Below are 22,309 nucleotides of genomic sequence, written 5' to 3'. Positions count from 1 at the left end.
GATGAGCGAGAGATCGTCCCTCGAGCGGCTGATCCTCGTCGTGAGCGTGCTGGTGATGACGGTTCTGGCCGGCATCATCGGCGCCCACGCCGGCGAAGTGCCGCTGCCGTCGGTGCCGAAGGCGACCGGCGGATCCTGCGTGGCGCCTCCGGACGTCATGCGCCGCAACCACATGTCGATGCTCAAGCACGGGCGTGATCTGTCGGTTCGCCAGGGTGAACGCGTGGAGGGTGGCCGTCTCACCGGTTGCATCAACTGCCACGCGGTCTCCGATGGCAAGGGCGGTCAGGTGACGGTCTCCTCGCCGCAGCACTTCTGCCGCGCCTGCCACGACTACGCGGCGGTGAAGATCGACTGCTTCGAATGCCACGCGTCGCGGCCGGAACAGGCTCCGAAGGCTTCGGATGCCTCGCCCGACACGCCGAGTTCGGCGCTCGCGGCGCTCGCCGACTACGCCAAGGAGGTCGCCCGATGACCGATCGTTCGCAATCGTGCGGCGGATCCTGCGGCTGCAAGCCGGAGGCCGAAACCGTCGACGAGAGCCGTCGCGGCTTCCTCGCCGGAGCGGCGATGGCCGGCGCCAGCGTCATCGCGCCGGGCGTCACTCTGTTCGCCTACGGGACCGGTGAGGCCCAGGCGGCCGGCGCCGACCCGAAGAAGCGTTGGGGCATGCTGATCGACGTCTCCAAGTGCGTCGACGGCTGCACCGGCTGCGTCACCGCCTGTTCGGAAGAGAACGGCTGGAAGACGACCGGCCATCCGGCCACCGATCCGCAGTGGATCCGCAAGGTGACGCTTCGTGATCCGAAGACCGGCACCACCAAGTCGGCTCCGATCATGTGCCAGCACTGCGCCGAGCCGCCGTGCGCCGACGTGTGCCCGACCGGCGCGTCGTTCAAGCGCGCCGACGGCATCGTGCTGGTCGACCGCCATCGCTGCATCGGCTGCCGCTACTGCATGATGGCCTGCCCCTACAAGGCGCGCTCCTTCGTGCACGAAGCGCTCGAGGACCAGAAGCCCCACGCGCCGCGTGGCATGGGCACGGTCGAGGGCTGCACCCTGTGCGTCCATCGCGTCGATAAGGGGCAAGCTCCGGCATGCGTCGAAGCCTGCGCCAAGTCGGGCGGGGCCATCATGTTCGGGGACATCGCCGATCCCAATTCGGAGATCTCGAAGGTGATCGCCACCTACGCGACGATGCAGATCCGCGGCGACCTCGGCGTCGACCCGGGCGTGCGCTACCGGAACCTGTGAGGACCGACCCATGGCGAACATCGTCTATACCGAATGCCGGGGCGGTCAGCGGTTCTGGATGCTCTTCACGGGCCTCCTCGTCCTGGTCGCGATCGGCGCTCTGTCGGCGCTCTACATGGAGCACAACGGTCACATCGTGACCGGCATGTCGAACGAGATCGTCTGGGGCATGCCGCACGTCTTCGCGGTGTTCCTGATCGTCATCGCCTCGGGCGTGCTCAACATCGCCTCGCTCGGCTCCGTCTTCGGCGAGATGCACTACAAGCCCAAGGCGCGTCTGTCGGGCGTGTTGGCGATCACCTTCCTGGTCGGCGGCCTCGCCATCCTGGTGCTCGACCTCGGGCGGCCGGACCGCCTGACCGTGGCGATGACCAACTACAATTTCCGCTCGATCTTCGCCTGGAACGTCATTCTCTACTCCGGCTTCATCGGCGTCGTGCTGGCCTATCTGGTGGTGCAGATGACGCGGCGCTGGGCGAGGTTCACCCCGCACGTCGGCCTCGCCGCCTTCCTGTGGCGTCTGACGCTGACCACCGGCACGGGCTCGATCTTCGGCTTCCTGATGGCGCGCTCGCCCTACGGGTCGGCGGTGCTGGCGCCGCTGTTCATCGCCATGTCGCTCGCCTACGGCCTCGCCGTCTTCATCCTGATCCGTCTGGCGCTGGAGAGCTCGGCCAGCCGTGGTCTGGGTGAGGAACTGCTGCAGCGGCTGATGCGGCTGCTGGTGATCTTCGTCGGCTCGGTGCTGTACTTCTCGGGCGTGTTCCACTTCACCTCGATCTATACCGCCTGGCGGGTCGACTGGGAGGCCTACCTGCTGCTCGACGGCGGCCTCTACACGCTGCTGTTCTGGGGGCTCTACGTCGTCCTCGGAACGCTGGTGCCGATGGTGATGCTCTACGGACGCTCCGGGATCTCCCGCACCCGTGAGATCGTCTCCTCGGTGTTGGTGCTGGTCGGCGGTTTCGCCCACATCTACGTCATCATCGTCGGAGGTCAGGCCTACCCGCTGAAGCTCTTCCCCGGCTACGAGGTGACGAGCTCGTTCAACGACGGCATCGTCGCCCGCTACGTCCCGACCCTGCCGGAGATCGGTCTCGGCGTCGGCGGTGCGGCCCTGGCGCTGGTGCTGGCGATGATGGCGATGCGGCTGTTCCGCCTGCTGCCCAAGGGCGAAGGGGAGAGCTATGCCGACGCGGCCTGAGATCCGGACCTCGGGGAACGTCACGACGCGCGGGTTCGACCCGCGCGTCGATGCCGCTCGCCCGCGGGTGCTGATCTCGGCGGCCCACAAGTCGTCCGGCAAGACCACCTTCACCACCGGCCTCGCGGCGGCGCTGACGGCACGCGGCCTCGTCGTCCAGACCTACAAGAAGGGTCCGGACTACATCGATCCGCTGTGGCACGCCCGGGCGACCCGGCGGCCCTGCTACAATCTCGACTTCAACACCCAGGATCCGGCCGAGATCGAGGCGACCATCGCGGCGCATGCCGCCGGTGTCGACTTCGAACTGATCGAGGGCAACAAGGGTCTGCACGACGGCGTCGACCTGGAGGGCCGCGACAGTACCGCGGCGTTGGCCAAGCTGGTCGGCGCGCCGGTGGTCCTGGTTCTCGACGCCTTCGGCATGACCCGCGGCATCGCGCCTCTGGTCATGGGCTATCAGGTCTTCGACCGCGACGTCGACATCCGCGGCGTCGTCCTCAACCGGGTGGCCACCGCGCGCCAGGAGGAGAAGCTCCGGCAGGCGCTCGAGCGCTACACCGACCTGAAGGTGCTCGGCTGTATCGGCCGCTCGGCCGACCTGACGGTGGCGGAGCGCCATCTCGGCCTGACCACGCCGCAGGAGACCGACAACGTCGAACGGGTCGTCGCCCATCTCGCCGAGACGGTCGCCGCGGACGTCGACGTCGACGCGGTGATCGAACTGGCGAGCCGGCCGGCGCACGGCCATCGCGCCCCGACGGCGCCTGTCGTCGTCACCACCACGCCGTCGCGCGACGTCGAGCCGGTGACCATCGGCGTCGTCCGCGACGAAGCCTTCTGCTTCTATTACCAGGACGACCTGGAAGCGCTGGAAGCGGCCGGCGCCCGGCTCGAGTTCTTCTCGGCCCTGACGACGCCGCGGCTGCCGCGCATCGACGGCCTCTTCATCGGCGGCGGCTTCCCGGAGAGCCACATCGATCGGCTGGCGGCCAATGCCTCGCTGCGCCACGACATCGCTGCGGCGGCGGGTGAGGGCCTGCCGATCTACGCCGAGTGCGGCGGGCTGATGTATCTGTCGCGATCGATCGCCTGGAAGGGCGAGAAGGGCGACATGGTCGGTGTCGTGCCGGCGGACGCCGTGGTGCAGGAGCGGCCGCAGGGCCGCGGCCTCGTCGTCATGGAGGAGACCGTGGCGATGCCGTGGCCGACCCCGCGCGGCGCGACGAAGCCCGTCCGGGTCAAGGCGCACGAGTTCCACTATGCCCGGCTGGAGAATCTCGCGTCCGGTTGCCGCTTCGCCTACCGGGTGGTGCGCGGCGACGGCATCACCGGCACCGACGACGGCATCGTCGTCGGCAACGTCATGGCGAGTTTCACCCACCTGCGCGACACGTCGCGGGCGCGCTGGGCCGAGCGTTTCGTCGAATTCGTCAGGGCGCGGGCCGGCGACAGCCGGTCGCCGACGGCGTCGGCGGTCGAGCCGGCGGCCGCGGCGCGTTCGGGACGTGGGCGGTCGGTCGGTGCCGCGGCGGTGATGCGCGGGGCGGATCGATGACCGCCGCGGGGGCGCGTGACTGGGCTCGGCTCAGGGACGGGGAGGGCTATCTGCTCGATCCGGACGATTGGAGCGAGGACTTCGCGCGCATCGTGGCCGAAGAGGAAGAGATCGAGCTGGGGGAGGAACACTGGTCGGTCATCGCTTTCATGCGGGAGTGGCAGGCGCACCATCAGGTGTCGCCCGACGCGCGCTTCGTCATGAAGCATCTGAAGGCCGAGTTCGGCGCCTCGCGCAACCGGTTGTTCGAGCTCTTTCCCTACGGGTACGTACGACAGGCCTGCAAGATCGCCGGGATGAAGCGACCTCGGGCCTGGAGCACGGGATGAGGGGCACCCGCGCGGACGAAAAGGGAGCGAATGTCCGGCGCGGTTCGTGGTTTCGCGGTTTCGGGAACTTCGAATATCTGCATATGCTGAAGAGATAACGGTGTCTCTTCACTGCCCTGCGCAACCACTCGAGGGAGGTGGAGGCGGGAGCGGGAGGAGGACCTATAACCGGTCGAACGCTCGGGGGAGCGTAATCGGCCAATTCATGGAGGGTTCGATGGCTCACGTTGTAGTTCTCGGCGCCGGTCTCGGCGGCGTCGTCATGGCCTACGAGATGAAGGATCAGCTCCGTCCCGGCGACAAACTGACCGTCATCACCAAGGATCCGAAGTATCACTTCGTTCCGTCGAACCCGTGGATCCCGGTGCGCTGGCGTCAGCGGGAGGACATCCAGATCGATCTGGCGCCGACCTTCGCCAAGCGCGGCATCGACTTCAAGCCGGTGGCGGCCAAGAAGGTTCATCCGGAAGCCAACAAGGTCGAACTGGTCGACGGCAGCGAGGTCGCCTACGACTTCCTGATCATCGCCACCGGTCCCGAACTCGCCTTCGACGAGATCGAAGGTCTCGGCCCGAACGGCAACACCCAGTCGATCTGCCACATCGACCACGCCGAACAGGCGGCGGCGGCTTTCGACGAGTTCTGCAAGGATCCGAAGCCGATCATCATCGGCGCGGTGCAGGGCGCGTCGTGCTTCGGTCCGGCCTACGAGTTCACCTTCATCATCGACACCGAACTGCGCCGTCGCAAGATCCGCGACAAGGTACCGATGACCTTCGTCACCGCCGAGCCCTACATCGGCCACCTCGGCCTCGACGGCGTCGGCGACACCAAGGGCCTGCTCGAGAGCGAGATGCGTGAGCATCACATCAAGTGGCTGACCTCGAGCCGGGTGAAGAAGGTCGAGCCGGGCAAGATGTTCGTCGAGGAAGTCGCCGAGGACGGCTCGGTCCGGGCGACCCACGAGCTTCCGTTCGGCTTCTCGATGATGCTGCCGCCGTTCCGCGGCATCGAGGCGGTTCGCGGCGTCGAGGGCCTCGTCAACCCCCGCGGCTTCATCCTGGTCGACAAGCACCAGTGCAACCCGAAGTACCGCAACGTCTTCTCGGTCGGCGTCTGCGTCGCCATCCCGCCGATGGGACCGACGCCGGTTCCCTGCGGCGTGCCGAAGACGGGCTTCATGATCGAGTCGATGGTGACCGCCACGGCGCTCAACATCGGTCAGATCCTGCGGGGTGGGGAATCCAGCCACGAGGCGACCTGGAACGCCGTGTGTCTGGCGGACTTCGGCGACAGTGGCGTCGCCTTCGTCGCCCAGCCGCAGATCCCGCCGCGCAACGTCAACTGGTCCTCGTCGGGCAAGTGGGTGCATGCGGCGAAGATCGGCTTCGAGAAGTACTTCATCCGCAAGATGCGTCGCGGTGAGAGCGAGCCCTTCTACGAGAAGGCGATGCTCGACTTCCTCGGCATCGGCAAGCTGAAGAAGACCACCTGATGTGATCCCTCGGCGCCGTGGGGCCACCGGCGCCGAGCCGCCATTCCCAGCCGTTTCGCCCGGCCTGCGATGCTTCGATGCGTCGCGGGAAGGAACCCGTCGTCGAAGGAGACTTCGTTTTGGCCGTCGCATCGCGCCTGAGTTCGTTCATGCCGGATCTGATGCCGTTCCGCAGCTGGCTGCCGCTGCTGAACGGGAAGACCATCTCGTCCGACCTCATGGCCGGTCTGACCGGCGCGGTCGTCGTGCTGCCGCAGGGTGTGGCCTTCGCCACCATCGCCGGCATGCCGCCGGAATACGGCCTCTACGCGGGTATCGTCCCGGCGATCGTCGCGGCGCTGTTCGGCTCGTCCTGGCATCTGGTCTCGGGCCCGACGACGGCCGCTTCGCTGGTGCTGTTCTCCTCGCTCTCGGCGCTCGCCGAACCGGGCAGCGCCCATTACGTCAAGCTGGCGCTGACGGTCGCCATCATGGTCGGTCTGCTGGAGATCACCATGGCGCTGTTCAAGCTCGGCACCATCGTCAACTTCATCTCGCATTCGGTGGTGATCGGCTTCACCGCCGGCGCCGGCGTGCTCATCGCCATCAATCAGGTGAAGAACTTCACCGGATTGGCGATCCCGCGCGGCAGTCACCCGCACGAAGTGGTGATGTACCTCTTCGAGCATTTCGGCTCGATCTCGTGGCCGACCTTCGCCATCGGACTGGCGACGTTGGCCACCGGTATCGTGGTGCGCAATCACCTGCCGCGCGTGCCCTACATGATCGTGGCGATCCTGGTGGGTTCGCTCGTCGGCGTCGTGCTGAAGGCGACTGCCGGGGCGCAGTTCGCCACCGTCGGCGCCCTCCCGGCGAGCCTGCCGCCGCTGTCGGCGCCGAGCTTCGAGCCGGAAGTGTGGCGCCAGTTGGCGCCGACGGCCGTCGCCATGACCATGTTCGCCCTGACCGAGGCGCTGTCGATCGCCCGCGCGCTCGCGGTCCGATCCGGACAGCACATCGACGCCAACCAGGAGTTCTTCGGCCAGGGCCTGTCCAACATCGCCGGGTCGTTCTTCTCCGGCTACGTGGCGACCGGCTCGTTCAACCGCTCCGGCCTCAACTACGACGCCGGCGCCAAGACGCCGCTCGCCGCGATCGTCGCCGGCGCGCTGTTGATGGTACTGGTCTTCGTGCTGGCTCCCTATGCGGTCTACATGCCGCTCGCCGCGATGGCCGGCGTGCTGTTCCTGGTCGCCTGGGGTCTGGTCGATTGGCACCACATCGCCCAGATCGTGAAGACCTCGAAGTCGGAGACGGCGGTGATGACCGTGGTCTTCGTCTCGGCGCTGGTGCTCGAGCTCGAGTTCGCGATCTTCCTCGGCGTCATGCTTTCGCTGCTGCTCTATCTGAACCGCACCTCCAACCCGCGCATCCTGCCGCGCGTGCCCGATCCGATGAGCGCCGGCCGCAAGTTCACCACCGCCGGCGGCAATCTGGTGGAGTGCCGCCAGCTCCGCATCATCCGCATCGACGGGTCGCTGTTCTTCGGCGCGGTCAATTCCTTCCAGGAGACGCTGCGCAACTACGAGAAGGAGATCCCCGACGTTCGCTTCCTGGCGATCGTCATGTCGGGCGTGAACTTCGTCGATCTCGCCGGCGCCGAGGCGCTGGTGCAGATGGCCAAGCGATGGCGGGCCCACGGTGGCGGTCTCTATCTCATCCGGCCGAAGGATCGGGTGCTCGAGATCCTGGAGAAGGGCGGCTACATCGACGAGATCGGGCGGGAGAACATCTTCCACTCGAAGACCGAGGCGCTGAGGACGCTCTACCGCTACTTCGACTACAACGAATGCAAGACCTGCGGCCGTCGCGTCTTCGTCGAATGCGCGCGGATGGGCAAGCAGGAGCCGACGGAAGCCGACTTCGACGACGAACCGGCGCCGAAGGCGGTCGCCGGTCCGGCGGCGGTATGAGACGACGCGCGACCCGGACCGGGTCGTGAAGGGAAATACGGCCCGCTCGGCGGGCAGCGATGAGGAAACGACGACAAAATGGCCAGGGATCCGGCGATCGACACCTCACCGGTCGTGAACGACGAGGTGAAGTACACGACCTGCTACATGTGCGCCTGCCGATGCGGCATCAAGGTGCACCTGAAGGACGGGCTCGTCCGCTACATCGAGGGCAACCGCAACCATCCCGTCAACAAGGGTGTGATCTGCGGTAAGGGCTCCTCGGGCATCATGCAGCACTACTCGCCGGCGCGGCTCAGGAAGCCGCTGAAGCGCGTGGGGCCGCGTGGTGAGAACGCCTTCGTCGAGATCGAGTGGGACGAGGCGCTCTCCATCGCCACCGGGTGGCTGAAGAACATCCGCGACACCGATCCGAAGAAGCTCGCCTTCTTCACCGGCCGCGATCAGTCGCAGTCGTTGACCGGCTGGTGGGCGACGCAGTTCGGCACGCCGAACTTCGCGGCGCACGGCGGCTTCTGTTCGGTCAACATGGCGGCGGCCGGCCTCTACACCATCGGCGGCTCGTTCTGGGAGTTCGGCGAACCCGATTGGGATCGCTCGAAGTACCTGATGCTCTTCGGCGTCGCCGAGGACCACGACTCGAACCCGATCAAGACCGGCCTCGGCAAGATGAAGGGTCGCGGCGCCAAGGTCGTGTCGGTCAACCCGATCCGCACCGGTTATTCGGCGGTCGCCGACGAGTGGCTGGGCATCCGCCCGGGCACCGACGGCCTGTTCGTCATGGCGCTCATCCACGAGCTGCTGCATGCCGACAAGGTCGATCTCGACTATCTCGTGCGCTACACCAACGCCCCCTGGCTGGTCGTCCAGAACCCGGGCGGCGCCGATCACGGCCTCTTCGCCCGCGACGCCTCCGGCGCTCCGCTCGCCTGGGACGTGAAGAAGGGTGAAGCGGTCGACGCCCGTCTGCCGGAGATCGCGCCCGCCGTCGTCGGCGAGTTCACGCTCCCCGACGGACGCAAGGCGGTGCCGTCGTTCCAGATCCTCGCCGATCGCTACATGGCCGGCGACTACGCCCCCGATGCCGTCGCCGAGCGCTGCGGCATCCCGGCCGACACCATCCGCCGCATCGCCCGCGAGCTCGCCGAGGTGGCCTTCGAGCAGGAGATCACCCTCGACGTCGAATGGACCGACTGGGCCGGGCGCAAGCACGACAAGATCACCGGTCGTCCGGTGGCGATGCACGCCATGCGCGGCATCTCGGCCCACTCCAACGGCTTCCACACCTGCCGGGCGATCCACGTCCTGCAGGTGCTGCTCGGCTCGGTCGAAGTGCCCGGCGGCTTCCGCTTCAAGCCGCCGTTCCCCAAGCCGATCCCGCCGGGCATCAAGCCGGCCGGTAAGACCTACGCTCCGAACACCCCGCTCACCGGTGCCCCGCTCGGCTTTCCGACCGGGCCGGAGGATCTGGTGCTCGAAGCGGACGGCACGCCGGTTCGCATCGACAAGGCCTATTCGTGGGAGGCGCCGCTCTCCTCGCACGGCCTGATGCACATGGTCATCACCAATGCGCACAACGCCGACCCCTATCCGGTCGACGTGCTGTTCATGTACATGGCCAACATGAGCTGGAACTCGACCATGAACACCAAGGGTGTCATGGAGATGCTCACGGCCAAGGACGAGAAGACCGGCGAGTACAAGATCCCCAAGATCATCTACTCGGACGCCTACCAGTCGGAGATGGTGGCCTATGCCGACCTGATCCTGCCGGACACCACCTACCTCGAGCGTTGGGACTGCATCTCGCTGCTCGACCGGCCGATCTGCGAAGCCGACGGCCCGGCCGACGCCATCCGCCAGCCGGTGGTCGAGCCCGATCGCGACGTCCGCTCGTTCCAGTCGGTGATGCTCGACCTCGGCGCTCGCCTCGGTCTGCCGGGCATGACCAACGCCGACGGCACGCCGAAGTATCCCGGCGGCTACGCCGACTACATCGTCAACCACGAGCGCACTCCGGGCATCGGCCCGCTCGCCGGCTGGCGCGGTGAGAACGGCGACCAGCACGGCCGCGGTGGCGTCAACAAGAACCAGCTCCAGGCCTACATCGACCATCAGGCCTTCTGGCATCACGAGCTGGCGCCGAACCAGAAGTTCTACAAGTTCGCCAACAAGGACTACCTCGACTTCGCCGTGCAGATGGGCTTCGTCGGCCATGCCGATCAGATCGTCATCCAGCTCTATTCGGAGACGATGCAGAAGTTCAAACTGGCGGCGCAGGGCCACGGCGCGGTGCAGCCGCCGGATCACCTGAGGGCGCGCGTCGAAGCGAGCTTCGATCCGCTTCCCGTGTGGTACGTGCCGTTCGAAGAGTCGATGGTCGACACGAAGACCTACCCGGTCCACGCGCTGACCCAGCGCCCGATGATCATGTACCACTCCTGGGGCTCGCAGAACGCCTGGCTCAGGCAGATCCTCGGCCGCAACAAGCTCTACGTCTCCACCTCCAAGGCGCGTGAGCTCGGCGTGGTCGACGACGACTGGGTCAAGGTCACCAGCCACAACGGCGAGATCAAGGTCCAGGTGAAGACCATGGAAGGCCTCAACCACGACACGGTGTGGACGTGGAACGCCATCGGCAAGCGCTCGGGAGCGTGGAACCTCGACGCCGATGTGCCCGAGGCGAAGAAGGGCTTCCTGCTCAACCACCTGATCTCGGAGCTGCTGCCGCGCGACGCCCAGGGCAAGCGCATCACCAACTCCGACCCGATCACCGGTCAGGCGGCGTGGTTCGACCTGCGCGTCCGCATCGAGAAGTGCGCGCCCGGGGCGGAAGTCACCGAGCCGCAGTTCCCGACCATTCCGCGTCTCGTCGGCCTCGAGCCGGCGCCCACCGTCAACGACTACGGCGCATCCTTCCACGCGAAGGCGCGCGACGAGAGGAGCCCGGCATGACCTCCCTGCCGTCGCACCCCCCGGCGAAGCGCCTCGGCCTCGCCATCGACCTCGACACCTGTGTCGGCTGCCACGCCTGTGCCACCAACTGCAAGGAGTGGAACACCGGCGCGATCTCGGCCCCGCTGACCGACGTCAACGCCTATCAGGCGGAACAGCGCGGTGTCTGGTTCAACCGCGTCTACACCTATGAAGTGGGCGGGGAGGGGCCGGACGCCCGCACCGTCCACTTCCCCAAGAACTGCCTGCACTGCGAGACGCCGGCCTGCGTCACGGTGTGCCCGACCGGCGCCTCCTACAAGCGCTCGGAAGACGGCATCGTGCTGGTCGACCACGACAAGTGCATCGGCTGCAAGCTGTGCTCCTGGGCCTGCTCCTACGGCAATCGCGAGTACGACGAGCACGTCGGCGTGATGAAGAAGTGCACGCTCTGCGTCGACAAGATCTACAACAAGAATCTCCCCGAAGAGGACCGCGTCCCGGCCTGCGTCGCGGCGTGTCCGTCCAAGGCGCGCCACTTCGGTGATTTCAACGACCCGAACTCCACCGTTTCGAAGCTGACGCGCGAGCGCGGCGGCTACGATCTGGCGCCGGAGACGGGTTATCAGCCGACCAGCAAGTACCTGCCGCCGCGTGTGGGCAAGCGCGGCCCCGCCGCGCCGGCCGCGGCGCCCGCCCCGGCGCTCGCCGGAGCCGGCAGGTTCCTGAAGTGGGTCGACCGTGTGCTGACGCGTTGAGGGAAGACGAGACATGCATCCCGCTTATTCGGTCATCTTCTTCACCACCGCGTCGGGCGCCGGCTACGGCCTGCTGATCCTCGCGGCGATCTTCGCGGTCTCCGGCCTGATGCCGGCGGCCACCTGGCTCGGTTTCGTCACCACGGGCCTGGCCCTCGGCCTCATCGCCGGCGGCCTCCTGTCGTCGACCTTCCACCTCGGCCATCCCGAACGCGCCTGGCGGGCGCTCAGCCAGTGGCGTTCGTCCTGGCTGTCGCGGGAGGGCGTGCTGGCGATCCTGACCTTCGTGCCGGCCGGCCTCTTCGCCATCGGCTGGGTGTTCCTCGGCACCACCACCGGCTTCTTCGGCTGGATGGGGGCGCTCGCCGCGGTCCTGGCCGTGGCGACGGTGATCTCGACCTCGATGATCTATGCGAGCCTGATCACCATCCGCCAGTGGAACAACGGCATCGTCCCGGTCGCCTACATGGTGCTCGGCCTGATGTCGGGCGCTCTGCTGCTCGAGGCGGTGACCCGGCTCTTCGGCGTCCACGGCCCCCACGTCGACGTGTTGGCGATCGTGCTCCTCGCCGCCGGCTGGGTGGTGAAGCTCGCCTACTGGCATTCGGTCGACACCGGTCGGTCGAAGACGACTCTCGCCTCGGCGACCGGTCTCGGCCGCTTCGGCTCGGTGCGACTGCTCGAGCAGCCGCACACGGAAGAGAACTTCCTCATGCAGGAGATGGGCTACGTCGTCGCCCGCAAACATGCGCAGCGCCTGCGCGCCATCGCTCAGCTGACCCTGTTCGTCGTGCCGCTGGCGGCGACGATCGCGGCGCTGTTCGTGGCCTCGGGGCTGGCCATGGTGCTGGCGCTCGTCGCCGTCGCCTCGCTGGCGGTGGGGCTTCTCACCGAGCGTTGGCTGTTTTTCGCTGAAGCGAAGCACGACTGCATGGTCTACTACGGCCGCTGACGGGCCCGCCGGGGCAGGAGCCCTTAAGGCGGCGATCGGGGACCGCTCGCCGCCGCCCGTCACCCAGAGAACCGAACTACCCTGTCACAGACATCCGTGGAGGAATGAACATGGCCGACAAGACTCTCGACGCGAAGGGCCTCAACTGCCCGCTGCCGATCCTCAAGGCGAAGAAGATGCTCAAGGAAGTGCCGGCCGGCGGCACCCTCGAGATCCTGGCGACCGACCCGGGTTCCGTCGCCGACTTCGAAGCCTTCTGCCGCACCACCGGCAACACCATGATGGAAACCGGCTCCGACGCCGGCGTCTTCCGCTTCGTCATCAAGCACACCGCCTGATCACCCGGAGCCCGTTCCGATCCGGTCGAACGACCGGATCGAAGAGAACAGGTGCCACCAGGGATCGAGAGCGGGTTTCGAACCGACGCGATCGGTTCGCGAACCGCTCTCGGCGACCGGGACCGAGGGGCCGGCGGGACGACCGCCGGCCTTTCGTCGTTTCGCGGCGAGGGAGCACGCGGGAGGTCGGGCGTCGCGGTGGCGCGACCCCGCCGGCGTCGTGGGCCGGGCGGGCCGGGCACGCGAGGGCTGGGGCGTCACCGATCGGGCGAAGGCGCGTCGCCTCACCCCCTCGAGCTTCGGCGCGCGCGAGGGGCTTGAACCCGGCGCTGTTTCTCGTCATTGAAGGGCCTCCGGACGGGTGGCCGAGTGGTTTAAGGCAGCGGTCTTGAAAACCGCCGTGGGTGCGAGCCCACCGTGGGTTCGAATCCCACCCCGTCCGCCATTCTCTCCCTGCGATCCGGTGAACCATGGGTCCGCGCGGCGGACGGCCTCACGGTGATGTGGCGAGCCACGCTCGCCGACCTCCCCGCGCCGGCCATGGTCCGGCCGATCTCGTCTCCCCCGTACCCACCCCGACGCGCGCGGTCACATCGACACGGCACCGGCCGCCGCGTGATCCGTTGCTCTTCGCGCGAACGAGGGCTCCCGCGCGGTCCCCCGGCGGGGATACGCCGCATCGACGACTTCGTCGTGCAGCGGATCGATTGGAAGCTTCCTCGTAAAAATTACCGATCTACTCGAGTCGACCCGCCGCATCGGCGCGCATGCCGGCGAGGTGGAGACGTTTTCGACGATACAACTCCGCATCCCGCCCGAATGATTTTCGGACGTGCGCGATGGTGGACGGTTCGGTGAGTGTAGCGATGGACGATACATGGTGCATCCGCCATAAAACAACAAGCAACAAAATTGAATAGTACTAGAATAACTTGTTTCGACTTCATGTATGTGGTAATCGGTATTCGCTTTGTTGCACAAAGGTCACGCGAAGGGTGAAGCATTCATGGTCGATGCGTTCGGATTGATATTTCGTTTGGAGATACGTGAACTCGAATTATGGTCGTGTCGATGGGATTCATTCGTCGCCATTGTTTCTTCTGTCGATCGAGATGGGGGGTTCCTGATATGCGAGTTTCATCCGTTTCGCTGTCGACCGTGTTGGCGGTCGTGCTCGCCGGGCCGGTCTTCGCCGCGGACGTGGCGAAGCGGCCTCCGCCGGTCGCCGAACCGATCGCGGTGCCGGTATCGCTGTGGTCCGGCTTCTATGTCGGCGCCAATGCCGGTGTCGGGGGCGGGAAGGTCGACTATCCGGTGGGTATCGCCGCGGGGCCGTTGGCCGTCGCCGGCTCGGCCGGGATGAATGCCGCCGGCATGATCGCCGGCGTTCAGGCCGGCTACAACTGGGTTTTCCCGAACCGCATCCTGGCCGGCATCGAGGCGGATTTCGGCTGGTCGAATCTCGAGGACAAGCTGAGTGCCGGCGGCACCCTCACCAGCGGCGGCGTGCCGATCGGCAGCGCCGGTGCGGCGGTCGGCTCGCGGCTCGACTATCTCGGCACGGTGCGCGGCCGTCTCGGCTATATCGTCACCGATCCGTGGCTCGTCTATCTCACCGGCGGTTGGGCCTGGGGTAGCGTCAATTCGTTCTATTCGGCGGGCATCGTCGGCGGGCCGAGTGTGGCCGGTGACGTGTCGAAGAACATGTCGGGCTGGGCGGCCGGCATCGGCACCGAATATGCGATCACTCCGGACATCTCGTTCCGCGCCGAATATCTCCACGTCGATCTCGGCTCGGCCAATCTCGCGGCGCTCGCCGTCGGTCCCGTCGCCGCATCGGTTCGGGTCGCTCCGGCCTACGACTTCGTGCGGGCCGGTGTGAACTATCGCTTCGGCGGCACCGGATCGTCGACGGCGATGCAGCCCTCGGCCTTCACCGCACCGCGCAACTTCGATTGGACCGGCCTCCACATCGGCGTGAACGGCGGCTACGGCATGGGCACCCACGACTATCCGATCACCGCTACGCTCGGTGCCGTCGGAATTTCGGGCAAGGCGGCTGGCGATGCCTCCGGCTTCCTCGGCGGCGCGCAGATCGGCTACGACCTGCAACTGTCGAACCACATCGTCGTCGGCCTCGAAGCCGATTTCGACTGGGCCGACATCAAGGGACCGCTGAGCGCCGGCGGCTCCGCGTCGATCGGTGGCGTGCCGCTCGGCAGCGCCACGGCCTCGGTCGGGACGGCGCTCGACTACATCGGCACGGTGCGCGGTCGCATCGGCTACGCCGTCGGCGATCCGTGGCTCGTCTACGCCACCGGCGGTTGGGCCTACGGCGGGACGACGTCGTCGGCCGGAATCGACATCCCCGGCGTCTTCACCGGCGGTCTGTCGCGCAAGCGCGACCATTCCGGTTGGGTGGCGGGTCTCGGCACCGAGTTCGCCGTCACGCCGAACCTGACGCTGCGGGCCGAATACATGCACGTCGACTTCTCGTCCGAGACCTTGCTGGCGTTGACGCTCGGCGGGGCCGCGGCGCGGATCAAGGTCGACCCGTCCTACGACATCGTCCGGGTCGGCATGAACTACAAGTTCGACTTCGGCGGCTCGTCACCGGTCTTCGCCAAGTACTGAACGACGGTGCGCGAAAGGCCGTGACCGTGAAGAAGCCCCTGGCGACACCGCCGGGGGGCTTCTTCGCGTCGAACCGCCGGTGCGATCTCGCCGGCGCGGCGCCCGAAGCGGCGGTTCGGCACCGCGGATTTCGGATCGAACTCGGGGACGGCGGCGACGATCACCGTGACCGAGACGGATGGTCGCGGGGAGGGGCGGGGGCCGCCGAAGCCGCATCATGGACCGGGTGCCCTCGTTCGGCGCATCATCGGGCGTCGCAATCCGGTCGCGCCGCCATGACCTTCGAACAGATCCTGCTCTCCGGCCTTCTCCTCGTCACCGTGGCGCTGTTCGTCCACGGGCGCTGGGCCTATGAGCTGGTGGCGCTCGGCGCGCTCTTCGCGGCGGTCGCGGCGGGGCTGGTGCCGGCGGCGGACGCGTTCTCGGGCTTCGCCGATCCGGCGGTGGCGACGGTCGCGCTGGTGCTGATCCTGTCGCGCGGGCTCGTCGCCTGCGGCGCGGTGCAGATCGCCACCTCGCTCATCGGCGGCATTCCGCGGTCACCGACTCTGCTGATCCTGGCGCTGGCGGTGCCGATCGCGCTCCTGTCGGCCTTCATCAACAACGTCGGCGCCCTGGCGCTGTTCCTGCCGGTGGCGCTGCGGCTGCTGCGCGAACGCGATACGCCGCCGTCGCAGGTGCTGATGCCGCTCTCCTTCGCCTCGATGCTGGGCGGCATGTGCACGCTCGTCGGAACCCCACCCAACATCATCGTCTCGGCCTTCCGCGAGCAGGCGACGGGATCGGGCTATTCGCTCTTCGCCTTCGCCCCGGTGGGCGTCGCGGTGGCGATCGCCGGCATCGCCTACCTGATGACGATCGGCTGGCGCGCCGTTCCGGTCGATCGCAAAGGGACGGGCGCGGCCGGCGAGGCGCTCGACATCGGTCCCTATCTCACCGAGATCCGCGTCGAAGAGGGCGCCTCGGTGATCGGCACGACGCTGTCGACGCTCGAGGAGGAGATCGGCGGCGACGTCCGCCTCCTGGCGGTGACGCGGGGCAAGAACCGCATCCTGATGCCCAACCCGTTCCAGATCGTGCGGGCCGACGACATCCTGGTGATCGAGGCGACGCCGGAGGCGCTCGAAGGCAAGTTCACCGGCGCCGGCATCGTCGTCGAGCACGCCCGCGAACTCGATCGCGCCTCGCTCCAGGACGATCGCATCGCCATCGTCGAGGCCGTCGTCCTGCCGAACTCGCCACAGATCGGCCGCTCGGCGCGGTCGCTGCGCCTTCGCGAGACCCACAATCTCAACCTGCTGGCCATGTCGCGCATGGGCCACCGGGTGGTGCAACGCCTGCGCGACCAGCCGTGGAGCGGCGGCGACGTGCTGCTGCTCCAGGGTGGACGCAAGCAGCTCGACGAGACCATGCCGTCGCTCGGGCTGGCGCCGCTGGCCGAACGGCCGTTGCAATTGTTGCGGCGGCGCAAGCCCGTGGTGGCGGTCGCGATCTTCGTCGCGGCGATCGCCGCGACCGCCGCCGGCCTCCTGCCGCCGGCGGTGGCGTTCCTCGGCGCCGTGCTCGGCTACACGGCGACGCGGATCGTGTCGGCCGAAGAGGCCTATCGCGCCATCGAGCCGTCGGTGCTGATCGTGCTCGCCGCGATGCTGCCGCTGGCGCGGGCGTTCAGCGACACCGGATTGGCGGGGCTCATCGCCGAGCACGCCATCGGCGGCCTGTCGTCGGGCCACGCCTTCGCCGCCCTCGCCATCGTGCTGGTGGTGACGATGGGGCTCTCCGACTTCGTCAACAATGCCGCCACCGCTGCGGTCATGTCGCCGATCGCCCTGGCGACGGCGAAGACGATGAACGCCTCGCCGGACGCCTTCCTGATGGCGGTGGCGATCGGCGCGTCCTGCGCCTTCCTCACCCCCATCGGCCACCAGAACAACCTGTTGGTGATGGGCCCCGGCGGCTACCGTTTCGGCGACTACTGGCGCGTCGGTCTGCCGTTGGAGTTCGTCGTCACCATCGTCGGTCTGGCGGCGATCCGGGTCGTGTGGTGGTGACGGCGCGGCTCACCAGGCCTCGAGATCGAAGGCGGTCAGGTCCGGGATCACCTGGGCCGCGCCCTCGAAGGTCTCGTGGGCGGTGTAGAGGCTCGGGGTGACGACGGTCGCGAGGCCGGCGGCGCGGGCGGCGGTGAGGCCGTTGCGCGAATCCTCGAGTGCGAGGCACGCCTCCGCCGGCAGGCCCAGCTTCTCGATCGCCAGGATGTAGGCGTCGGGCGCCGGCTTCTTGGCGACGACGTCTTCACCGGCGACGATCGGATCGAAGAGGTCTGGCTCGGCGCCCGGGAAGGTGGCGGCGAGCAGGGCCTCGACGTTGGGTCGCGAGGTGGTGGTCGAAATGGCGGTGCGCAGGCCGCCGGCGCGCGCGGCGCGGACGAGCTCGGCGACGCCGGGGCGCAGCGCGCAGCGGCCGGAGCGCACCGTCTCGCCGTAGATCTCGTTCTTGCGGGCGTGGAGGCGGGCGATGCGGGCATCGTCGAGGGCGGGCGCCACGCCGTCCATCTCCAGATAGCGTCGGATGCGCTCCTTGCCGCCGGTGACGCGCAGCAGATCGCGATAGAGATCGACGTCCCAGTGCCAGGAGAGCCCGTCCTCGGCGAAGGCGCGATTGAAGGCGTCGCGATGGATCTCCTCGGTCTCCGCCAAGGTTCCGTCGACGTCGAAGATCAGCGCGCGCAACACCATCGGTCCGATTTCCTCTGCTCGGTGGGGGCGATCGTCTCGATCCTTCTCATGATGAGGGCCGGGTACGCAACATTCCGGATGTCGCACCCGTCGACCCGGTCGGGCATGGCCGACCCGGCGGCGGATGGTGACGGCATGCCGGGCGGCGGGTGCGCTCGAGCGTCACAGCTGCGCGCGGGGGGAGGGCGTCGGAGCGTCATAGCTGCCCACCGCCCGGGCTGTTTTCGCCTCATTGCCGCCGTTTTGTGCACTGCATCGAGTCGCCCACGAACCGAGCGACCGCGCCGATCCGGCCGATTCCCGCCGATTTCACGACGAAATGGCCGCTGGCACGTGGCTTGCTGTCGAAAAGGCACGTCAACGACGACGACCGCTCGCCGGTGATCCAGCCAATGGCGGCTGGAGCGCAGGGCCCGTCCCCACGCCTTCCCGAGAGGCGGAGTGACGGTCGTTCGTGGCCTTTCCTCCATGGCGTCCATCCCTGCACCCACCGATCCCGGCGGAAGGCTCGACGCGTTCGCGAGCCGTCCTTCTCCCGATCCCGAGAACCAGGGGACCTGACCATGGCGTATCTCGCTCCTTCGGAATTCGTCACCAAGATGGTGGATGCCGGTGAGGCAAAACTCTACATGTCGACCCGCGACACGCTGATCCGGGCCTACATGGCGGGTGCCATTCTGGCACTCGCCGCCGCCTTCGCCGTCACCATCACCGTGAACACCGGGCAGCCGCTGGTCGGCGCGCTGCTGTTCCCGGTCGGCTTCTCGATGCTCTACCTGCTGGGCTTCGACCTCCTGACCGGCGTCTTCACGCTCGCCCCGCTCGCCGTCATGGACAAGCGTCCGGGCGCCACCTGGGGTGCGGTGTTCCGCAACTGGACCCTGGTCTTCATCGGCAACTTCGCCGGCGCGCTGACCACCGCGGTGTTCATGGCGATCATCTTCACCATGGGCTTCTCCGAGGCGCCCAACGTCATCGGCCAGAAGATCGGCACCATCGGCGAGGGCCGCACCCTCGGCTATGCCTCGCACGGCTTCGCCGGCATGCTGACGCTCTTCGTCCGCGCCGTGATGTGCAACTGGATGGTGTCGACCGGCGTCGTCGCGGCGATGATGTCGACCTCCGTGTCCGGCAAGGTCATCGCCATGTGGATGCCGATCCTGGTGTTCTTCTACATGGGCTTCGAGCACTCGATCGTGAACATGTATCTGTTCCCGTCGGGCATCATGCTCGGCGGCAAGTTCACCTGGATGGACTATTTCCTGTGGAACGAGATCCCGACCGTTGTGGGTAACCTTGTCGGCGGCCTCACCTTCGTCGGCGCGACCCTCTATTCCACGCACTACAAGACGGCGCCGAAGCGCACCATCGCCTGATCCGCAACCACGAAACGGCGAGCCCCGCTCCTCGGCGAGCGGAGCTCGCTCCGCGCGGGGCCGAGCCATGTCACGCGGACCGAAGATCACCATCGGCCAACATTCCGACGCCGGCCGCAAAGACGCCAATCAGGACTTCCACGGCGCGATCATCCCGGGCGAACCCGCTCTGGGCGCCAAGGGCATCGCGGTGGCGATCGCCGACGGAATCAGCTCGAGCCGCTTCGGTCGCGAAGCGGCGGAAGCGGCGGTCAAGAGCTTCCTCACCGACTACTACTGCACCTCCGAAACCTGGACGGTGAAGACCTCCGCCCATCGGGTCGTCGCAGCGACCAATTCCTGGCTCCATTCGCGCACGCGGTCGAGCGGCTTCGCCCACGATCTCGATCGCGGCCACGTCTGCACCTTTTCCGCGCTCGTCCTCAAATCGGCGACGGCGCACCTCTTCCACGTCGGCGATGCCCGCATCCACCGGGTCACCGGTCGCACGCTCGAACAGCTGACCGAGGATCACCGGGTCGTCGTCTCGTCCGAACAGTCCTACCTCGGCCGCGCCCTCGGCATGGGGCGCGAGGTGGAGATCGACTACCGGGCCGAGCCGGTCCGGGTCGGCGACGTCTTCGTGCTCACCACCGACGGGGTGCACGAACACGTCGAGCCCAAGGTCCTCGCCCGGATGATCGCCGATCACGGCGACGATCTCGACGGCGCGGCGCGGGCCATCGTCGCCGCCGCGCTCGACGCCGGCAGCCGTGACAATCTCACCATCCAGATCGTTCGCGTCGACGAAGTGGCCTCCGGCGAGGCGACGGAAGTGATGGAACAGGCGAAGATCCTGCCCCCGGCACCGATGCTCGAGGCGCGGCGGGTGTTCGAGGGCTACCGCATCGAGCGCCAGATCCACGCCTCGAACCGCAGCCACATCCATCTCGCCACCGATCTCGACAGCGGCGAGCAGGTCGCCCTCAAGGTGCCGTCGATCGATCTGCGCGAGGATCCGGACTATCTGAAGCGCTTCATGATGGAGGAATGGGTGGCGCGGCGGATCTCCAGCCCGCACGTGCTCGAGGCGCGACCGTCGTCGCGGCCGCGCAGCCACCTCTACATCGTCACCGAGTGGGTCGAGGGCCAGACGTTGGCACAGTGGATGCTCGATCATCCGCGGCCGGATCTGGAGAAGGTCCGGGACATCGTCGAGCAGATCGCCAAGGGGCTGCGCGCCTTCCACCGCAAGGAGATGCTGCACCAGGATCTGAGACCCGCGAACATCATGATCGACCGCTCCGGCACGGTGAAGATCATCGATTTCGGTTCCACCCGCGTCGCCGGCGTACTCGAGAGCGCGCCGAACCTCGATGGTGATGCGGTGCTGGGGACGGCGCAGTACACCGCGCCCGAGTATTATCTCGGCGAGGGCGGGACGACGCGCTCCGATCTCTACTCGCTCGGCGTCATCGCCTACCACATGCTGACCGGGCGGCTGCCCTACGGCACCAAGGTGCCGGCGGCCCGCACCCGCGCCCGGCAACGCCGGCTCGTCTACGCCTCGGCGCTCGACGACGATCGCGCCGTTCCCGCCTGGGTCGACGCGGTCCTGGCCAAGGCCGTCGCCGTCGATCCGGCGAAGCGCTACGAGGCGCTGTCGGAATTCACCCACGACCTGCGCCACGGCCGCGCCGATCATCGCGACGGCCGGCGGCGGCCGCTCATCGAGCGCCATCCGGTTCGTTTCTGGCAGGTGGTGTCGTTCGCGCTCCTCTGCGTGGTGATCCTGCAACTGGCGATGCGCTTCACCGGAAAGACCGGTTGAGGCGGGGAGGGCGCCTGCCGGTTTCGTCGCCCGACGCGCCGGCGGCGGCTGCGGAAGCCTGGGGATCGGCAGGTGAACGGCGCTCCGCGCGCCTCTCCCGTCGCCCGACCGCCGCGAAAGCTGTGCCGTCTCTGCCAATCTGGCGCGGAAAAAACCGATGACTTTCAACGTTTCCAGGTCGGCCGGCACGGCGTCCTGCCCAATTGGCAGTTCGGAGCCGGTGCAGCAGCGGCTCCGGTGCCGGTCGCCGCGATGATATTCGAATAAAATCATATACTTGCATATTCTGGACGTAACTGGCGTGAGCCTTGCGAACTCGTTGGCGACTTGAAAAGGGGGTCGCCGTGAAAAGGTTCAGCCGAGGGCTTCTGGCCGTTACCGTCCTGATCGCTGCTCTCGCACCGGCGCATGCCGATGACGTGTTCATCTCGGGACTTCGTCCCTACGAGCGGCCGGAGGGCGCGCCTCGCCTGGTCGAAGAGCCGCATCCGCGCGCCTGGTACGTGGCGGCGCTGACCGGCGTCTCGCCGCCCTATCCCCACAGTCTCTATTTCCTCGACGTGCAGGGCGGTTGGTACACGCCCTTCACCGTGCCGGGCATGCCCGGACCCTACGACATTCGTGGGTGGCACCAGTCGAAGTGACCCAATTCGGCGGTCGAACCGACCGCCGTTCGAGTTCATCGCGAGAAAGCGATGAATCGGTGTGAGGTCTCCGAACAGAACAAGCCGTCTCGACCTCTGAGAATACAGAGACGACACATCGATCGATGGAGGTATCTATGCGGAACACTGCGAAGATGGCCATGCGTGCCATCACGCTCGCGAGCGCCCTGATGGCTGGGGTTTCGCTCGCGGCCGCTCAGACCGGCATGTCCGGCATGGGCGGCATGTCCGGCATGCAGGGCATGGGCGGCATGGGTGGCATGTCCGGAATGTCGGGCATGGGTGGCATGTCCGGTATGGGTGGCATGTCCG

The 22,309-nt window shown here is 67.4% G+C and carries 17 protein-coding genes and 1 tRNA gene; 17 read left to right on the top strand and 1 reads right to left on the bottom strand.

What is annotated here, in order from left to right; translation table 11 throughout:
• The first annotated feature begins 1 nt into the window (after position 1).
• From V7Q42_RS12485 to V7Q42_RS12420, 14 genes are all read left to right on the top strand, one after another.
• Complete coding sequence (locus V7Q42_RS12485; protein WP_333824411.1) at positions 2 to 475, top strand: hypothetical protein; 474 nt, start codon at positions 2 to 4, stop codon at positions 473 to 475.
• On the top strand, positions 472 to 1,254 hold the full coding sequence (dsrO, locus tag V7Q42_RS12480; RefSeq protein WP_333824410.1) for a sulfate reduction electron transfer complex DsrMKJOP subunit DsrO: 783 nt from the start codon (positions 472 to 474) through the stop codon (positions 1,252 to 1,254). The genes V7Q42_RS12485 and dsrO overlap by 4 nt, the downstream gene beginning before the upstream one ends.
• A 10-nt stretch (positions 1,255 to 1,264) precedes the next feature.
• On the top strand, positions 1,265 to 2,458 hold the full coding sequence (gene nrfD / locus V7Q42_RS12475; RefSeq protein ID WP_333824409.1) for an NrfD/PsrC family molybdoenzyme membrane anchor subunit: 1,194 nt from the start codon (positions 1,265 to 1,267) through the stop codon (positions 2,456 to 2,458).
• Positions 2,442 to 4,016 carry a cobyrinate a,c-diamide synthase gene (locus V7Q42_RS12470; RefSeq protein ID WP_333824408.1) on the top strand — a complete coding sequence of 525 codons (1,575 nt, stop codon included), beginning with the start codon at positions 2,442 to 2,444 and terminating at the stop codon, positions 4,014 to 4,016. The genes nrfD and V7Q42_RS12470 overlap by 17 nt, the downstream gene beginning before the upstream one ends.
• Positions 4,013 to 4,345: a TusE/DsrC/DsvC family sulfur relay protein gene (locus V7Q42_RS12465; RefSeq protein WP_333824407.1), complete on the top strand. Its 333-nt coding sequence runs from the start codon at positions 4,013 to 4,015 to the stop codon at positions 4,343 to 4,345. The genes V7Q42_RS12470 and V7Q42_RS12465 overlap by 4 nt, the downstream gene beginning before the upstream one ends.
• Positions 4,346 to 4,562: 217 nt before the next feature.
• Positions 4,563 to 5,840 carry an NAD(P)/FAD-dependent oxidoreductase gene (locus V7Q42_RS12460; protein WP_333824406.1) on the top strand — a complete coding sequence of 426 codons (1,278 nt, stop codon included), beginning with the start codon at positions 4,563 to 4,565 and terminating at the stop codon, positions 5,838 to 5,840.
• 149 nt (positions 5,841 to 5,989) lie between these two features.
• Positions 5,990 to 7,792, top strand: a complete 1,803-nt coding sequence (locus V7Q42_RS12455) for a SulP family inorganic anion transporter (protein ID WP_333824405.1) — start codon at positions 5,990 to 5,992, stop codon at positions 7,790 to 7,792.
• Positions 7,793 to 7,870: 78 nt separating this feature from the next.
• The gene (locus tag V7Q42_RS12450) at positions 7,871 to 10,747 is read left to right on the top strand and encodes a molybdopterin oxidoreductase family protein (RefSeq protein ID WP_333824404.1); all 2,877 of its coding nucleotides are present in this window, start codon (positions 7,871 to 7,873) and stop codon (positions 10,745 to 10,747) included.
• Entirely contained in the window at positions 10,744 to 11,484 is a 741-nt protein-coding gene (locus V7Q42_RS12445; protein ID WP_333824403.1) for a 4Fe-4S dicluster domain-containing protein, read from the top strand. Before V7Q42_RS12450 ends, V7Q42_RS12445 begins: the two co-directional genes overlap by 4 nt.
• 13 nt (positions 11,485 to 11,497) lie before the next feature.
• Positions 11,498 to 12,436, top strand: coding sequence for a dimethyl sulfoxide reductase anchor subunit family protein (locus V7Q42_RS12440; protein WP_333824402.1), 939 nt, complete (start codon positions 11,498 to 11,500; stop codon positions 12,434 to 12,436).
• Positions 12,437 to 12,546: 110 nt separating this feature from the next.
• A complete protein-coding gene (locus tag V7Q42_RS12435) occupies positions 12,547 to 12,774 on the top strand; it encodes a sulfurtransferase TusA family protein (protein WP_333824401.1) in 228 nt (75 codons plus the stop codon).
• Positions 12,775 to 13,129: 355 nt separating this feature from the next.
• A tRNA-Ser gene (locus V7Q42_RS12430) sits at positions 13,130 to 13,219 on the top strand.
• 683 nt (positions 13,220 to 13,902) lie between these two features.
• Complete coding sequence (locus V7Q42_RS12425; protein ID WP_333824400.1) at positions 13,903 to 15,408, top strand: outer membrane protein; 1,506 nt, start codon at positions 13,903 to 13,905, stop codon at positions 15,406 to 15,408.
• A gap of 275 nt (positions 15,409 to 15,683) precedes the next feature.
• Positions 15,684 to 17,459, top strand: a complete 1,776-nt coding sequence (locus V7Q42_RS12420) for an SLC13 family permease (protein WP_333824399.1) — start codon at positions 15,684 to 15,686, stop codon at positions 17,457 to 17,459.
• 9 nt (positions 17,460 to 17,468) lie between these two features.
• On the opposite strand, the gene V7Q42_RS12415 is transcribed toward V7Q42_RS12420, so the two are convergent.
• Positions 17,469 to 18,146, bottom strand: coding sequence for an HAD-IA family hydrolase (locus V7Q42_RS12415; protein ID WP_333824398.1), 678 nt, complete (start codon positions 18,144 to 18,146; stop codon positions 17,469 to 17,471).
• Positions 18,147 to 18,709: 563 nt separating this feature from the next.
• Between V7Q42_RS12415 and V7Q42_RS12410 the strand changes: the two genes are divergently transcribed.
• From V7Q42_RS12410 to V7Q42_RS12400, 3 genes are all read left to right on the top strand, one after another.
• The gene (locus V7Q42_RS12410; protein WP_333824397.1) at positions 18,710 to 19,522 is read left to right on the top strand and encodes a formate/nitrite transporter family protein; all 813 of its coding nucleotides are present in this window, start codon (positions 18,710 to 18,712) and stop codon (positions 19,520 to 19,522) included.
• A 67-nt stretch (positions 19,523 to 19,589) separates the two neighbouring features.
• Positions 19,590 to 21,332, top strand: coding sequence for a protein kinase domain-containing protein (locus V7Q42_RS12405; protein ID WP_333824396.1), 1,743 nt, complete (start codon positions 19,590 to 19,592; stop codon positions 21,330 to 21,332).
• 344 nt (positions 21,333 to 21,676) lie between these two features.
• The gene (locus V7Q42_RS12400; RefSeq protein ID WP_333824395.1) at positions 21,677 to 21,976 is read left to right on the top strand and encodes a hypothetical protein; all 300 of its coding nucleotides are present in this window, start codon (positions 21,677 to 21,679) and stop codon (positions 21,974 to 21,976) included.
• Positions 21,977 to 22,309 lie beyond the last annotated feature (333 nt).

This window comes from Pinisolibacter sp. (assembly GCF_036782435.1).
Taxonomy (GTDB): Bacteria; Pseudomonadota; Alphaproteobacteria; order Rhizobiales; family Ancalomicrobiaceae; genus CALBKH01.
This window is presented reverse-complemented; position numbering and strand designations above follow the sequence as displayed.

Bases quoted from the DNA above. Each gene is read 5' to 3' on its own strand.
- V7Q42_RS12485 (WP_333824411.1), top strand. From the start codon at position 2: ATGAGCGAGAGATCGTCCCTCGAGCGGCTGATCCTCGTCGTGAGCGTG.
- V7Q42_RS12435 (WP_333824401.1), top strand. From the start codon at position 12,547: ATGGCCGACAAGACTCTCGACGCGAAGGGCCTCAACTGCCCGCTGCCG.
- V7Q42_RS12410 (WP_333824397.1), top strand. From the start codon at position 18,710: ATGGCGTATCTCGCTCCTTCGGAATTCGTCACCAAGATGGTGGATGCC.
- V7Q42_RS12420 (WP_333824399.1), top strand. From the start codon at position 15,684: ATGACCTTCGAACAGATCCTGCTCTCCGGCCTTCTCCTCGTCACCGTG.
- V7Q42_RS12405 (WP_333824396.1), top strand. From the start codon at position 19,590: ATGTCACGCGGACCGAAGATCACCATCGGCCAACATTCCGACGCCGGC.
- V7Q42_RS12465 (WP_333824407.1), top strand. From the start codon at position 4,013: ATGACCGCCGCGGGGGCGCGTGACTGGGCTCGGCTCAGGGACGGGGAG.
- V7Q42_RS12445 (WP_333824403.1), top strand. From the start codon at position 10,744: ATGACCTCCCTGCCGTCGCACCCCCCGGCGAAGCGCCTCGGCCTCGCC.
- nrfD (WP_333824409.1), top strand. From the start codon at position 1,265: ATGGCGAACATCGTCTATACCGAATGCCGGGGCGGTCAGCGGTTCTGG.
- V7Q42_RS12415 (WP_333824398.1), bottom strand. From the start codon at position 18,146: ATGGTGTTGCGCGCGCTGATCTTCGACGTCGACGGAACCTTGGCGGAG.
- V7Q42_RS12470 (WP_333824408.1), top strand. From the start codon at position 2,442: ATGCCGACGCGGCCTGAGATCCGGACCTCGGGGAACGTCACGACGCGC.
- V7Q42_RS12425 (WP_333824400.1), top strand. From the start codon at position 13,903: ATGCGAGTTTCATCCGTTTCGCTGTCGACCGTGTTGGCGGTCGTGCTC.
- V7Q42_RS12455 (WP_333824405.1), top strand. From the start codon at position 5,990: ATGCCGGATCTGATGCCGTTCCGCAGCTGGCTGCCGCTGCTGAACGGG.
- V7Q42_RS12450 (WP_333824404.1), top strand. From the start codon at position 7,871: ATGGCCAGGGATCCGGCGATCGACACCTCACCGGTCGTGAACGACGAG.
- V7Q42_RS12440 (WP_333824402.1), top strand. From the start codon at position 11,498: ATGCATCCCGCTTATTCGGTCATCTTCTTCACCACCGCGTCGGGCGCC.
- dsrO (WP_333824410.1), top strand. From the start codon at position 472: ATGACCGATCGTTCGCAATCGTGCGGCGGATCCTGCGGCTGCAAGCCG.
- V7Q42_RS12460 (WP_333824406.1), top strand. From the start codon at position 4,563: ATGGCTCACGTTGTAGTTCTCGGCGCCGGTCTCGGCGGCGTCGTCATG.